The sequence below is a fragment of the Actinomadura madurae genome (genome assembly GCF_900115095.1).
GTDB lineage: Bacteria > Actinomycetota > Actinomycetes > Streptosporangiales > Streptosporangiaceae > Spirillospora > Spirillospora madurae.
Window position 1 is genome coordinate 64,997 of the sequence record NZ_FOVH01000005.1, and the last position, 14,300, is coordinate 79,296.

The 14,300-nt window shown below is 66.4% G+C and carries 4 protein-coding genes; all 4 read right to left on the reverse strand.

Going from position 1 to position 14,300, the window contains the following annotated elements:
- Positions 1-18 precede the first annotated feature (18 nt).
- The 4 genes from BM339_RS16470 to BM339_RS16485 all read right to left on the reverse strand — a co-directional run bounded on the left by BM339_RS16470 (position 19) and on the right by BM339_RS16485 (position 14,157).
- The gene (locus BM339_RS16470) at positions 19-483 is read right to left on the reverse strand and encodes a DUF4304 domain-containing protein (RefSeq protein WP_075021409.1); all 465 of its coding nucleotides are present in this window, start codon (positions 481-483) and stop codon (positions 19-21) included.
- Positions 483-7,418, reverse strand: a complete 6,936-nt coding sequence (locus tag BM339_RS16475; RefSeq protein WP_143118454.1) for an RHS repeat-associated core domain-containing protein — start codon at positions 7,416-7,418, stop codon at positions 483-485. Before BM339_RS16475 ends, BM339_RS16470 begins: the two co-directional genes overlap by 1 nt.
- A gap of 108 nt (positions 7,419-7,526) precedes the next feature.
- A complete protein-coding gene (locus tag BM339_RS16480; RefSeq protein ID WP_143118455.1) occupies positions 7,527-11,672 on the reverse strand; it encodes a LamG domain-containing protein in 4,146 nt (1,381 codons plus the stop codon).
- A gap of 451 nt (positions 11,673-12,123) precedes the next feature.
- Positions 12,124-14,157 (reverse strand): hypothetical protein, encoded by a 2,034-nt coding sequence (locus BM339_RS16485; RefSeq protein WP_024935597.1) that lies wholly within the window; start codon positions 14,155-14,157, stop codon positions 12,124-12,126.
- Between the last annotated feature and the right edge of the window lie 143 nt (positions 14,158-14,300).

The window sequence follows — 14,300 nt, forward strand, 5'->3', positions numbered from 1 at the left end:
GAGTGAGAGGAAGCTGCATCAATCCTCTTCGAGCAATTCGTCCCTGACCTCGCGATGAATGAACACCTGATCACTAATGCTTGTATGCAACAGATATTTCAAGTCCTGCATGCTCGCAATCGAATCAACTGTCCGCGCTACTGGAGTTGCAATCTTGTCCACAACATCTCCTCGAAATTCACGCTCTCCGCTCGCATCCACCCATCCTCCCGATAGGAGTTCGAGCCCTTCCCGGGAGATAGAGGAGATTGCGTCCACTCTGAACCTGACTAGGCACTTTGATTCAGATAGCCATCCCGTCTTGACTTTGGCCGCCGGGGTGAATCCGACATTCACGTAGCATGACTCATCCCAACGTGATTTCTGGACGTTAACCACACAGTAGAGATCGCCAGACACTCTGCACCAATTTGCCGACTTCCTTCTAAAGCCCAGCGGCACGAGGACCTCATTGATGGCCTCCAAGAGGATCGAGTTCACCATCAGCCAAACCTCTTATACGTATCGAGATGACCAGTCCAACTCTGACCGGTAATATCTTCCAACTCGGCAACGTATTTTTGCAGCTGTCGCCGTCCTGTCGCCTGACTGCTCCTCGCATCTGACTTCAATTCACGCACAACCCGGTTCTTCCAGTCGACCGCATCAGGCCTCAGCCCGCTCGGGAGCGTGACTTCGAAGTCGTATCCAGCCCCCAAGGCACTCCTGTAGTTCAGGTGCGTCTGGCGCCCTCGGGCCGCATCCGCATTCTCTCCAGATGTGAACTGCCCCTTCTCGTTACGGGCGACGCCGCATCCGTTGTCGTTATGAACTAGGACCGGCGCCCCTGCCAGCACATAGTACGTGTGGGTGTTGGCGATGGTGAGGTTGTGGACGCGTTGGTGGTGGGTGGTCCAGTGCTGCGTGGCAGTGATCTGGACGTAGGTGCCGGCGCTCGTGCGGAGCCACATGCCAGGCTGGAGGTCGGCCGCCTCGACCCACTGGTTGATGTCGCCCGCGACCCAGAAGGGGTGGTGGTCGGTGGCGATAACCACGCCGCCCTTTGAGTCTCGGGGCTTGGCTGTGTTGCTCGTTGATCCGGTGAAGCTGGGAGCGTCGCCGTCCACTGTGATCTGGACGAGGTTCTTGTCGCCCTTGCTGGTGATCGTGCCCAGGACGGGCTGGGCTCGGGTTTCACCGGTTTCGGGGTCTGTGGCGAGCACCTTGTCGCCGACCTTGACATCCTCGATGGGTTTGCGGCTTCCGTCGGCCATGAGGACCGTCGTTCCCGGTACGAAGCTGCTACAGGAACGGAGATTCTGCGACTTCCCCGACTTCGATCGTCCGCCGCCTCCGAGCCCGCCCGGGTGGCCTACGCCGCCCTCCATGCCGGGTTCGAAGCCACTGAGACCGAGGAGGAAGTAGTTGCGAGTCGACAGGTGGCTGCACTTGAAGCCGCCGACCTTGCAAACCAGGTCGCCGAATCTCGTGAGGATGTCGATGTCACCGGGCGAACATGCGCCGTTGACCGCGCCGGCGGCTCCGGGCGTGCAGGTCGGAAGCGGGTCGTGCCTGTCGACCCAGTAGATGCTCTTGTCCCTCAAGAGGAGCGCACTTAGGAAAGCTGCACGGTAGGCAGCCGCTGTAGGTGCGTTGATTACGGTGGCACCTATTTTGGTTCTACGCGGCCTCAAGTAGCTGTCGACGATGTTCGCGGTGTTCTTCGGAGAGCCGCAGATGTCGTGGCCGCAGCCGCCGGTTTTGGCTGGTTTGCTGTGGCCTACGTTGATGACGCCGGCGCCGCAGATGTCCGGTGGGCACTGGCCGTCGGGGTCGGCATGCGTCACCGGGTTGTTGTTGGCGTAGGTGTAGCCGTTCATCTGCTGGGGGTCGGCTTGATCCATGACGGGGTCGACGGAGATGAAGCGGCCGGTGTCCGGGTCGTATTCGCGGGCGCCGAGATGGGTGAGGCCAGTGGGGTCTTGCGTGCCGCCGAGGAAGCCCTTGTCGCCTGGCCAGGTCGCGTCGTCGTCCATTCCACGGATCCCGCCGAACGGGGTGAAGCGACGAATTGTGCTGGCTTGGGTGGCGGCGTTGATGGCGATCTGGTCGGTGCCCTGGTGGTCGCCGGTGAGGTAAGTCAGGGTGCCATCGGATGTGCGCATCGCGACGGTCTGGCCGGCGAAGTCGTAATAGCGAGTGCCGGTTGGGGTGGTGGCGCCGTTCAACGCGCGCAGTTCGGTGCCGCCGGGGAGGTAGAGGGTGGCGCCGGTCGGGTCCTTGCGGATGAGGCGGTTGCCGGTGGCGTCGTAGATGAAGGTCTCGTCATTGCCGTTCTCGGTGACCTTCGCCAGTTCACCCTCGGTGTCCCATTCCAGGGTCTGCCCGGTGCCCGGGGTGCCGGAGTCGACGGCACGGGTAATGGTGTTGCCGGTGGCGTCGTAGCCGTAGATGTCGGTGCGGTTTCCGGCGGGTCCGGTCTGGGTGACCTGGGTGAGGCGGTTGCCTTGTCCGGTGGGGGCGTAGGTGTAGGTGCGGACGGTGTCGGCCGCACCGCCGATACCGTGGCGGGTCTCGTTGGTGCGGTTACCGGCCTTGTCGTACCCGAAGCTCTGCCAGTACGGGGCTGGGCCGCCTATCACTGAGCTGGTCGGCTCGCTGGCGCAGGCGTCGGCGGTTCCCTGGGTCCAGGCTTCGGTCAGGCGTTGCAGGTGGTCGTAGGCGAAGCACTGGTTGTCGATGCCGTCGCGGGAGTTGTCAGTTATCGACGTGACGCTGCCGGCGTCGGTGTACTGGTAGGTGGCATTCCGGTCGTTGCCGTCGATGCCCTCGCGCAGCGTCTTCGCGGTATCGAGGCGTTGCGTCCCGTGCTGGTAGGTGAAGGTCTGCCAGGCGCGCTTGGGAGTTGTGCCCAGTTCGACGATGGACGGTTTACCGGTCGGTGTGTAGACGGTGTCAGCGACGTAAGTCGTGCCGGTGGTCGCCATACGGGTCGGCCGCAGCCAGGTGTCATAGCTGTTGACCAAAGTCTCGACAGGCAGGCCGCCTTTAGCGGGCAGAGAGTTGCTTTGAACGGTGCCGTCCAGGTTGTACTTGCTGGAGAACGTGTAGGCGCCGGCAAGTGCCCCCTGCTGGGACGGAATCGTGATGGTGATGGCCTCTGGCCTGCCGAGGGTGTCGTACTGGCGAATCTGGCTGGTGTATTCAGCGTCGTCCGCGTGACGGCTGGCAGTGGCGAGGGCGCCCTTGCCGCGGGTGACGGTGTCATAGGTGAACGAGGTCAGAAGCGGCCCGTCGGCGGCGCCGTCGTGGGTGGCTGTCTTACGTCCCAGGCCGTCGTATTCGGTGAAGACCTTTTTGCCGCGGGCGTCGGTGGTAGAGGTCAGCCGATCCAGGTCGTCGTAGGTGAAAGTGCTGGTGCCTTTGTCGGGGTCGGTCGTCTGGGTCTTGCGTCCACGTAGGTCGTAGGTGGTGGTGAAGGTGTTGCCGGAGGGGTCGGTGATCGATGCGATCTCCCCGGCAGGGGTGTAGGTGTAGTTAGTGGCGTCGAACTCACCGGACGGTGTCGCGGCCTTGTACTGGCGACGCTCGGTCACCTGGCCGCGGGCGTTGGTGATCTCTGCGGTGGGTGTGCCGCCGGCGGGCGGGGTCACGGAGACGCGGTTGCCGCCGCCGTAGGAGTAGGTGGTACGCCATAGTTCCTGATCCGGTTGGGAACCGTTGCCCGTGGTGAGCTTCTCGACGGTCTTACGGCCCAGGCCGTCGTACTCGGTGCGGGTCTGGGTCTCCACGTCGCCGGGGGTGCCGACGCCGAACAGGGCGGGTTCAGGGGCGCCGGAGGCCGGATAGGCGGCATACGCCTTGATGACCTGGCCTCGGTCGTCGTAGAAGGTGTCGGAGACCAGACGTCCGGTCGGGCCGGGCACCTGGATCTGCCGGGAGCGCAGCCACCCGTCCAGCAGCTCGACCTTCTCGACACGCTGCCCGCCGGTCGCCGTAAGGGACTTGTCGGTGATCGCGGCGATCTGCCCCTCGGCGACCCGGTACTCGAACTCGCGGTTGGGGTTCTGGTTGTTGGCCTTGGAGCGGTCGGGCAGCCACACCTTCCGCAAGCGGCCCAGCCCGTCGTACACCAGGTCCGTGTTCAACCCGTTGGCGTCGGTGGTGCGTACCGGCTGCCCGAACGCCGGGTCCAGTTCCTCCGTGGTGGTCAACGCCGTACCGGCTTCGCCCGGCTTGGCCGGTGGGGTGGTGATCCGTTTGTCGGTGGTCAGGCCGTGGGTGTCGGTGTAGACGGTGGTCGTGGCGGCGCCGAGCGCGTCCTTGACCTCTGTGACGCGGCCGAACGAGTCGTAGACATTGGTGGCCTGGGTCACGTATTTGGGAGTCGTTCCCTCGTAGTCGGCGAGCTTCTCGGCCTTGGTGATGTCACCCTTGGACGGGGCGGCGCCGAACCCGCCGTTGTCGTAGTAGGTCCGCGTGTCGGAAATGACCTTGGCGGGCCGGTTCGGAGTGGTGGCACAGGAGACCGAGACGGTTTCCACCTTGGAGGGAAAAGACACCATCCAGGCATCGGTGTTGTCGGCGTAGTCGGTGCGCGTGCATTTGTCGTCGCTCGACGTGCCCGTGTCGCCGAGGTCGTTGACCGCGGTGATCCGGCCGATGCCCGGGCCGGAAGCGGTGTAGGTGTTGTCGGTCCTGGTCTCGGTCCAGCCGCCGCCGTCCTTGGCCGTCCATGTGCGGGTGCTGCCGACCGCCACCACATTCGCGGTGGTGGTGCCCCAGGGCCGGGTGCGGGACGCGGTCTGGACCCGCCACGGAGCGTTGACCGTCTTCGCGTGAACGCTGCCGTCGGGTTTGGTGTATTGGGCGGTCTTCAGCGAGAACCCGGCGAGCGCGTCGTGGTCGGTGTGGGTGCCGCCCTCACCGTCCGCAACTGTGACGGATTTGGTGCCGCCGTCCTTGTTCTTGCGGTCCCCGTCCATCCCGCGCAGGTACAGCGTGTCCAACCGCGTGGCGGGAGCGGCCGGGTCGCCGGTGAAGGTGCGGACCTGGCCGTAGCCGCGCCATTGTGACCAGGTCTTCTCCTTCTCCCTGGTCAGGCCGTCATCGTTGTCGTAATGCCAGGCGGCATCGCCCACGTATTCGTACTTGGTGCCCATGTCCGGGGCCAGGCCGGTGCGGTCGGTCTGGATGACCGAGGTCACCACGTATTTGTGGAACCAGTCGGTGATCGGGTCTTCCCGTCCGGGCGGTGTCCAGATCACCGGCATGCAACGTGTCGTGTTCGTCTCCGGGGTCGGCAGATCCGACAGCGAACAGTCCGGCTCGGAGTAGGCGATGTCGATCTGGCTGCCCGACTCGTCATAGATGGCGCCGAGCCGGTAGCGGATGTAGGGCAGGATGTCGTCGCCGGTCCTGTCCAGCCGGTTCGGCAATTGGACGTGGTTGAAGGTCACCTTCGGGAGCGAGACCGCACCGCCGCCGTCGGTCGCGGCGTGCCCGGTGTGCGTGATCTCCTTGAGCAGCAGGTCGCGCTCGACGTCCGCCAGTCCCCACTGATGATCCATCGACCATGAATCCACCGGTCGGTAGTCCGACCCGTCCGGCTTGAGGATCTGGGTGGTGACCTTGGTCAGCCGCTTACGAGACCAGAACGTCGGCGACAGAGAGCCGTGGGTGTCCTTGCATTGCTGTCCGGAGTTGCAGTTCAGGTCCCACGGGACGTCCCACCAGTGGTCCGGCTTGTCGCCGATCTTCGCCGGGTCACAGTCGAAGTCGTCGTCCGGGATGCAGCGTTCGGAGGTGGCGAACGAGACCTGGGCGGGAGCCTTGGCGAACAGGGCGTCCTTGCGCAGGCCATAGAAAATCGTCTTCAGGTAGCCACCGCGGACGTACGGGGTCTCGTCCTCGGGTTCGATATTGCGGCCGTAGTGATTGGTCTCCTGGCCGTAGGTGTAGGTGATCGCGTTACCGGACGGGTCGACGACATAGTCCAGATTCCAGCGGTAGGCCTGCTGGCACCACGAGCTCGCGAAGGTGGAGTCATGACAGGGCTCACCGGAGTCGTCGCCGAAGACGGGCGCCGTCCAGGTCGAGTTGGTTTCCGGCTTGCCGCTCGTCCAGTTCGGCAGCCTGTTCAACCCGAAGAAGTACTGGGTGCCGTCAGTGGTCGTGACCTTCCAATACTCGCCGTTGTCGTCACCATTTCCGGTGGCAGAGCTGGTGAGTTTCTCGAATTTCGTGCCGTCATCGTTCTTCATCCGCCAGCTGCCGTCGGCGGCTTTGATCAGCTCCCCGCCCTTGCCGTTCCAGGTGACCGTCGCGTTGTCATACCCCCAGCATTGGTCACCAGGAGAGTTCCCGAATTCGTCTTTGGGAGCATCGTCGTCCTCACACGACTTGTAGCGCCGTTCGATGAAGCCGGGCCACAGGTCAAAGCCCTCACCGGCCCATGAGGGCTGCCCGTTGGTGTTGGCGGTCTTGCCGTCCACGCTGCCGGAGGAATAGGTCAGCTGTACCTTCGGTGTCAGCCCGCCGGGAACGGGCGGGACGCGCATCGGATATGACCAGCCGAAGTCCCCGGAGTTGCCGCCGGCGCCCCACGTCGCCGATGCCTCTAGGGATGTCGCCTTGTAGTCGCCTTGTGAGCTGCCGGAATCGGCGGCCGCGACCAGCAGGGTCGCGTTCTGTCCCGACGCCACCGCCGGTGAGCCCGAGACGGCGGACGGGACGGCCTCGACATCGGCGGTCAGTGTCTTGGCGGCCGTGTCGTTGCGTGCCGTCACCGGCTTGGGCGTTCGGCATTCCTGCTTGTCCAGCGTGCTCAGGGCGCATTGCGGCAACTGGAGGAGTCGCAAACGCGCACCGTAGGCGCCGCCGAACGCCTGCGCGAACGTCGAGTAGTCCAGTCGTACTCGTACCCGCCCCGGCGTCCCTGCGTCCGTGCGCGCCACTGTGAGAGCAAGCCCGTCCACACCGAGCCCGTGGCTGGTCTGCCGGTCAAGGACCTGCACCCGCACACGACCCGCCGCAGGGACGGTCCTCGCCGAGCGTGGCTGTTCAGCGGGCGGCAACACCTGCACCGGCAGTTTGCCCGCGCGCACACCGGCGGTCTTCGTGCCGGACGGGACGGCGACCTCGGCCGTACCTGCCTGCGGCCATGCCGCCCTCGCGGCGGGCCCGCCTTCGACCGGATCGATCTTGCGTGGGCGGACCTTCAGGTCGTGCCCCGGCACCGGCTTCTCATGGTTCCCAACCTTGGGGCGGTGGGAGTTCGGCGGATCGGCCAACGCCGGCGGGACCGACAGCAACCCGGCGGGCATGGCGACGGTGAGCACCGCCGCAACAGCGGCCACCGCCCGACGTGATCCCAGCACCAGTCTTGTGCGCCGGGTGCGACCAGACATTCTCCGGCCTGCGTTCACGACATCCTCCATCGCTACCACCCCGGGACATGGGGCGCTTCAGAGATCACGAAGAGAAGGGGGGGACTCGGCTCGCCCGCCGCTGCCGACCATGACGGGAACGGCGGGCCCGGATGGGGCCTAGGGGCCGTCCTCGGTGGGGAGCTCGATATCGCCGGCCAAGGACTGGATTTGCTCCGTCGTCAAGGCACCTTGGTAGGCCCATAGGTCATCGACGGCATCGGTCCAGTACTCGGTGCCATCGGCAGCGCCGAATTTGGTGCGGCCCACCTGAAGGCCACCGTTGCCCGCGGCTTTGAATCCGGTGATCTGGTCTTCTTGGGAGACCCCGTCTGCGGTTTCCTCCAACTGTCCGTCGACGTACAGGCTGACGCGATCGCGCAGCGCGTCGTACACCACTGCCACATGCGACCAGTCCTGCGGGACGAAACCCGAGTGGGACGCCGTCAGCGCCGGGGCGGCCCCGTCATCGGAGTTGTGCATCACGACCTGCCAGCCGCCCTGCTCGGCCGGATCCTCGCCGGGGACGTACCGCAGCGCGAAGGCATTGATATTGGCTCCCGGCTGGGAGAAGACCGTTGCTGCTTGCTGGGGCCGGCCATCGTTGCGGACCCAGCCGGTGATCGTGAAGCTCTTGTCGGTGTCCACGACGGGTTCGGGTGTTTCCGCGAATGCCTTCTGCGCCGGGTTGAGCCTCAAGCCCGCCGGTGACACCCATCCGCCGAAGCCCGCCGTGGGGTCGATGGCCGCACCGTTGTGCATCACCAGCGATGGTGCACCCGCGGGCTCACCCGATCCGTCCGTGTTGAGGATCCATCGGGCCCTGAGCACTGGCTGCTGGGTGACCATCTCTTCGGCTTCTTGCCGGCCCACCACCCGGTCGTAGACGCGTACGTCGTCGATCAGGCCGGCCCAGTCGTCGACCGGATTGGCAGCCCATTGGGCGCGCCCGATCTCCAGGCCGCCGGTGGCGAGCCAGCGCGAGGTCACCTCAGGGCTGTCGATGCCCCGCTGACCGTTGACGTAGATCTGTAGCCGCTTGGATGTGTCGTCATAGACCCCGACCAGGTGGGTCCACTCGTCGGTTTGCGCTGGATCCTTCGACGTGGCCTGATACCAGTCAGGATCGTCGCCATCCTCGCCTGTTCGTGCGAACACCCATCGGTGGGTGGCCTCGACGTACTTGAGGTAGAAGCCGCTGTGGTAGTTGCCACGGGCCGAGACCGCAGTGAAATTACTCGTGGGTGAGGAGGCCGCGCCGTCGACCTTCACCCAAGCCGATACTGCGAAACTGCGCAGAGTATTGACCACAGGACGATCAGTGCCAGCGTACTGGTGGGCGGTGTTGTCGAGGTCCAGCGCAGTCTTTACCTGACCGGGCCTACCGAGGGCGGCTCCGTTGTGAAGGGTCGCCTTCCATGGAGCCACCGGGCTGTACACACGGGGTGCGCCCTGCGCATTGTCCAAGTTCCAGTGCGCGACCAGATCGGTTCCTGCGGGCGTGGTTCCCGTGGCGAGTTGCTGTGCCTGTGCGTCCGACAGGGGGCGGCCGAACACCTTCACGTCATCGATCAAGCCCGGCCAGTTGTTGACGAAGAAGCCGTTGTAGAGACTCCGACCTATCTGGAGTGGGCCATTGGTCTTCAGTGGCGTCACCCCGTTCCTGGTCGCCTGGAGCTCGCCGTTCACGTAGAGCCGCATCTGTGCGGCGCTCTTGTCGTACACGCCGATCAGGTGGCTCCACTCTCCGAGCGGGAGCGGCGCATCGTCCACGGCCCACTGCCAGGGTGTGCCGTCCGTGTTGTTGTCGACGGTCGGCCACTCGAATATGGCCGCCCCGTCGGCGTGCATGCCCAAGACGAAGCCGCTTTGGTATGTCCCGGACTGCGCAAGGAGCTCACCCTGCCTGTGCTGAGTGGGCTTCGCCCAGGCCGAGACCGTATAGCTCTCGGTGGTGTCGACTATCGGCAGGCTGCTCTCCGCAGAACCGCTGACGCCGTCCAGGCTCAGCGCCGTTCCGATCTTGCCTTCGGCTCCGAGCGTTGCCGAGCCCAGCACGTGTGCCGGTCGTCCCGGACCTGTGGAGGCCACCGCAGTCGCTCCGGCGCCTTCATCCATGCTGAATCGAGCCACCGGATCGGATCCGGTGTTCGCCCGGAATTCGTAGGAGACCGCCGGTCCGTTCTGGTTGGAGGGGGCGAAAGCCTGCACGGTGAGGATGTTGGGGCCGGAACGGGTAGGCGCGATCTGCACTTGCCGCGGTGCGCCGGCGGCCGTGGTCACCGTTCGCGCGGGTTCGTCGTTGAGTGTGATGACGTACCGGTCGGCGACGCCTTCGGAGTCGGCGATGGTGAAGGTGCCAGTCTGCCCTGCGCCGCCGTGCCAAGCGTCATCGGCGGGGTAGTCGGTCGAGGTGACGGTGGGTTTGGCCGGCACCGCCGGGTCGTAGTAGAAGTAGCAGCCGGTTTGGGCGCCGACGTAGCTCCAGGGTCCCCACTGCTCGCCGTCCCAGGCGCGTACACCCCAGCCGATCTTCGTCTTCTGCGGGATCGTGGACGGCAGTTTTACCGAGAACCGGCTGCCGGACGTCTTCGCCGGAGTGAGCGACGATGTCCATTTCGGCCCCCAGTCCGACCCATCGGCGTTGTTGGCCCAGTGCAGTGTGAACTGTCCCTGCACCTTGTTCCTGTCCTCGGTATCGGGATCCTTCAGGTAGGCGTACACCGTGGAGATGTCGTTGACCGGCTTGGCCTGGCCGCTGTCGACGCACTTGGTCCCCGGGTCAGCGAACATCGTGTCGGTGTCAGGCTGCCTGGGTGGGTTGTTGTACTGCACCTTCAGATACGCGTCGTCGGCGAACCGCTTCCACCAGTCCATCGATGACTCGCTGTAGGCCTTCAGTCCGAGCGTGATCGTCCCGTAGCCCTTGTTCACCGCGTCCTGGACGTGCGACCGCAGCTTCGCGCCGCCGAACTCCACCGGAGCTCTGGAGCAGTACGCCACATCCCTCGCGGCCAGTTGCTCCATCCACACGGACGAGTTGTTCGTGTTGTTCCAGGTGGCGTAGGACTGGAGGGTGGCGGTCCTCCATAGCTGGACCGACGTGGGATTATCGCAGTTGTAGGCGCTGGTCTCATACGCCACGAACTCGACGTTCTGGATGTAGCGGCCCTTCACCGCGGGAAGTGGCATCCGGAAGAAGAGGCGCTTGGTCTGATTCTTCACACAGTTGGGATCCTTGGCGACCTCACAGCGGCCGACCCCCTCGGTCGAATTGCCGGCGAACTTGTAGTAGGACTCATCCGGCCAGCCCGATGAGACCATCCCCCAACTGGTCGCCTTCTTCGCCCCCCATACCGGGTCGATGTACACGGGAAACACCGTGTCGGACGCCGAAAGCAGTCCCTGGTCCGGCGTCAGTGTGATGCGTCCGTCCCCCACCGCGACCCCGATCCGTGCGGTCTTGGCGCCCTGCGGGGGGCCGGCCGCCGGATCGGTATCCGCCGCACGTGCGCGAGCCTGCGCCGTCGCCGGCTCGGCTTGCGAGGAGTCCCACATCCGCGGGGTGGGCGCCTCGAACACTCCCGCGCCCGAGCCGGTATCGGCCGCCGTCAGGACTCCGCCCTGGCCCTGGCGCACCGACAGGCGACTGGTCGACAGCGCCATCGCCACCTTCGCCACCCGCGGATCCTTGGCCGCCTGCGCGGTCTTGACCACCAGGACATGCGCGAACCCGCCCGGCCGCGCCTGCAGACGCAGATCCACCTCCGGGCCCGCGACGCCCTTGTACACCGCCGTGTCACCATCCAGGACCGGCTCCGGCAGCCGCTGCGGCCACGACAGCGACAGCTTGCGGCCCGACAGGGTCATCTGCACCAGCGGACCGTCGCCACCGGAAGAGAACCGAAGTCCGACCGTCGTCGCGGTGGGGACGATCCCGTCGCCGGAGCGGCGGAGCGCGGTGTCGATGTCCACCCATTTGGCGCCCTGGCGAGTGCGGATGGGCTGCACATGCTGCTCGATCTCGATCCGGCCGTTCGGCAGCGCACGCACCGTATGGCTCTCTCCACGCCTTGACGTGATCTCCACCGGCGCACCGGACCGCTTCGCCTGCGCGACCGCCTGCTGCTCGGTCGCCGCCGTCTTCGGCTCATCGGCGTGAGCCGCCGTCTGCGGCAGCACCGATACCAAGGGAACCTGGAGCAGGCCGGTGACCATTACCAGGGCCACAAATGCGGCCGCCGCAGCCGAACGCCGCCACAACATGAAGCGAAGAACGGACGCACAACGACATGCCGCATGACGACCCATATGAACCCCAAGGAGTAAAGGGTTGTTAAAGCCGCCTTAAGTTAACCCGGCGATCAACCGATGGGAAGACCTCTGGTTGATCTTCATTTTGTGATGCAGGTCACATTTATTTCAGTAACCCGCCGGCCCGCGTCGAACGTCTTCTTTCTTTCGCCATCAGCATCTGCATGACTCTGAGTGACTTGGCGTTCGCAATTCTCGACGTTTACCGCCGGGAAAGCCGGGGAAACATCGACGCTCGCGCGACAATAGGCGGCCATACCGCCCGATCGCCGACGACAGGTGTAACTGCCTTGACTCGGCACGAGAACTGGCATAGGCGCCGGAAAAGGTCCGCTTGATAGGACTTTTCGGATGGGGGGTTGCGGGTCATTTGTGCCAGCGGCCGATCTCGAATGGGCCGGGGTCAGGTTGGGGGGTCGGCTTTGTGGCGGCCGTTGGGTTTCAGGGTGGGGACGATGCGGGCCGGGCGGGGGGCGGCGCCTCGGGGGAGGGCGTGGCGGGCTCGCGGGACGCGTGGAGTGGCGGGTTCCGCTGGAGGCTCGGACGGCGCCGGGGGCTCTTCGTCGGGGGGTTCGACGAGGGTTGCTTGCTGCTGTTCGCGGAGGTACTCCTCGAACTCCATGGAGTGCGCGGTCGGCAGGGTGATGATCCCGGGGTTGGCGTCCACGAGGAGGGTGCGGCGGCCCGTCGCGCCGGAGTGGGTGAAGACCATCGCGGTCGGCGGCAGCTCCTGGAGCTGCGGGGGCTCGACCAGCAGTTCGCGGAAGCGCTGCTTGTCGGCGCGGCGGTCGGCGACCGTGCGGCCCCAGGCGGTCGCGGAGCTGATGCCCTCGACCAGGACGGAGTCGTCGGCGGCCGGGGCGGGCAGCGGCGACCAGACGGGGTCGGTGAGGCCGTCGCCGCGCGGGCGGGCGAAGGCGACCGTGCTGGCGTAGCTCTCCCCCGCGACGTCGAACAGGGTCTCGCCGGCGGCGTCGGTGATCTCGGCGACGAGGAGGGGTTGGCCGGCGCCGATGTGCTCGGCGGCGACCCGGGCGTCCTCGGGGTTGCCGAGCCGCATGAAGCCGACGGCGGCGTGGCCGCGGCGGCCGAGGCGCTCGCGGACGTGGCCCGGGATCGACCGGTACATAAGGACGAGGCCGGTGCCGGTCGCCTCGCAGGCGTCGATGAGGCGGTCGAGGACGTCCCCGCGCAGCTTCTCGGCGCCGCACAGGAACAGGGTGTGGTCCCATCTGCCGCCGGGCGGCGCCTCGCGGATGCGGTGCGTGAGCGCGGTCGTCACGTAGGTGCCGAGGATCTTGTTCGTGAGGACGCCGGCGCGCCGGTCCATCGACACGACGTGGAGCCGGGACGGCGGCAGCCGTACCGGCTCGGTGGCGAGCTTCTCCAGTTTGCGGAGCTGCGCCTCCAGGGCCCAGGCGCGGCGGACGACGATGCGGTCGGTGGCGTCCCGTCCGAAGAGCGTGGCGATGCGCTCGTGCTGCTCCTCGGTGAGCAGGCCCTTGCGGAGGTCGTCGCGGGGGTCGCCGACCTGGGCGAGGACGCGCAGGGCGGCGGTGATCCGCGGGATCGTGGTGTCGGGCCCGAGGACCTCGATGAGGCGTTCCAGGATCGAGTTGTCGAACGAGAGGTCGCGCGTGCCGCCTTCCTCCTCGCCCGCGCTCACGACCAGGGAGAGGACGTCGGCGAGCGCCTCGGGGTTGAGGCCGCGGGTGACGTCCAGGCGGGGCAGGTCGGCCGGGAGCACCCAGACGAGCGGGTCGTCGCCGCGGTCGGCGGCGAGGCGCAGCAGGTCGTGCGCGACCGCGCCTTCGGACAGGTCGATGACGGTGAGGCGGGCGCCCACGGCGAGCCTGGCCGCGCCCATCGTCGTGACGGCCGCGGACCATCCGGCGAGCGTGCCGCCCACGACGTCCACCCGGTCGACCCCGGGCGGGACGGCGACCGGGTACCACTCGCGCTGGCTCTCGTACGCCGAGTGGCGGCGCTCCCACTCGGCCCTGGCCTTCGCGTAGTCCTTCTCGGCCGTCTCCCGTTCCCGCTCCCGGGCGGCGCGGCGGCGCTCCTCTTCGCGCCGTTCCTGCGCGAGCCTTTCGCGGACGCCCCGCTCGTCCCGCCAGAGCCCGCCGCCGGTGATGGCGAGGACGACCGCGCAGGCCAGCAGTGCCACCGCGACGAACGCCCACGGGATGACCCCGGCGATGCCGCACAAGAGGAACAGAGCGACGAACGCGAGCGTGCCGATGAACGCGATCCGCAGCGGGCGGCCGGCCATGTCCTCGCCGAGCCGCCGCGCGGGCGGCGGCAGCGGGGCCCGCTCGGGCTCCTCGGGCCGTCCCGGGGGCGGCCCCGGATCGGGGTGCACCTGCGCGTAACGCCAGCCCACGTGGACGCGGTCGGCCTGTGTGAGCCGCGCCTTCGCGGACTCGCTCGCCATGTCCGTCACGTCGAGAGACCCCTGGGAGTCGCGGGAAGGTGTGAAACGCCTGGGGGTTGCCGGTTTCGCTTAGCTTACGGTCGGTTTCCTACACAGCCCAGGGTAAAGACCTTCCAGCGCGTTCGCGCCACGTTCCTGAGAAG

Excerpts from the sequence above, each read along its gene's own strand:
- BM339_RS16470 (WP_075021409.1), bottom strand. The coding sequence starts at position 483 with ATGGTGAACTCGATCCTCTTGGAGGCCATCAATGAGGTCCTCGTGCCG.
- BM339_RS16475 (WP_143118454.1), bottom strand. The coding sequence starts at position 7,418 with ATGGAGGATGTCGTGAACGCAGGCCGGAGAATGTCTGGTCGCACCCGG.
- BM339_RS16480 (WP_143118455.1), bottom strand. The coding sequence starts at position 11,672 with ATGTTGTGGCGGCGTTCGGCTGCGGCGGCCGCATTTGTGGCCCTGGTA.
- BM339_RS16485 (WP_024935597.1), bottom strand. The coding sequence starts at position 14,157 with ATGGCGAGCGAGTCCGCGAAGGCGCGGCTCACACAGGCCGACCGCGTC.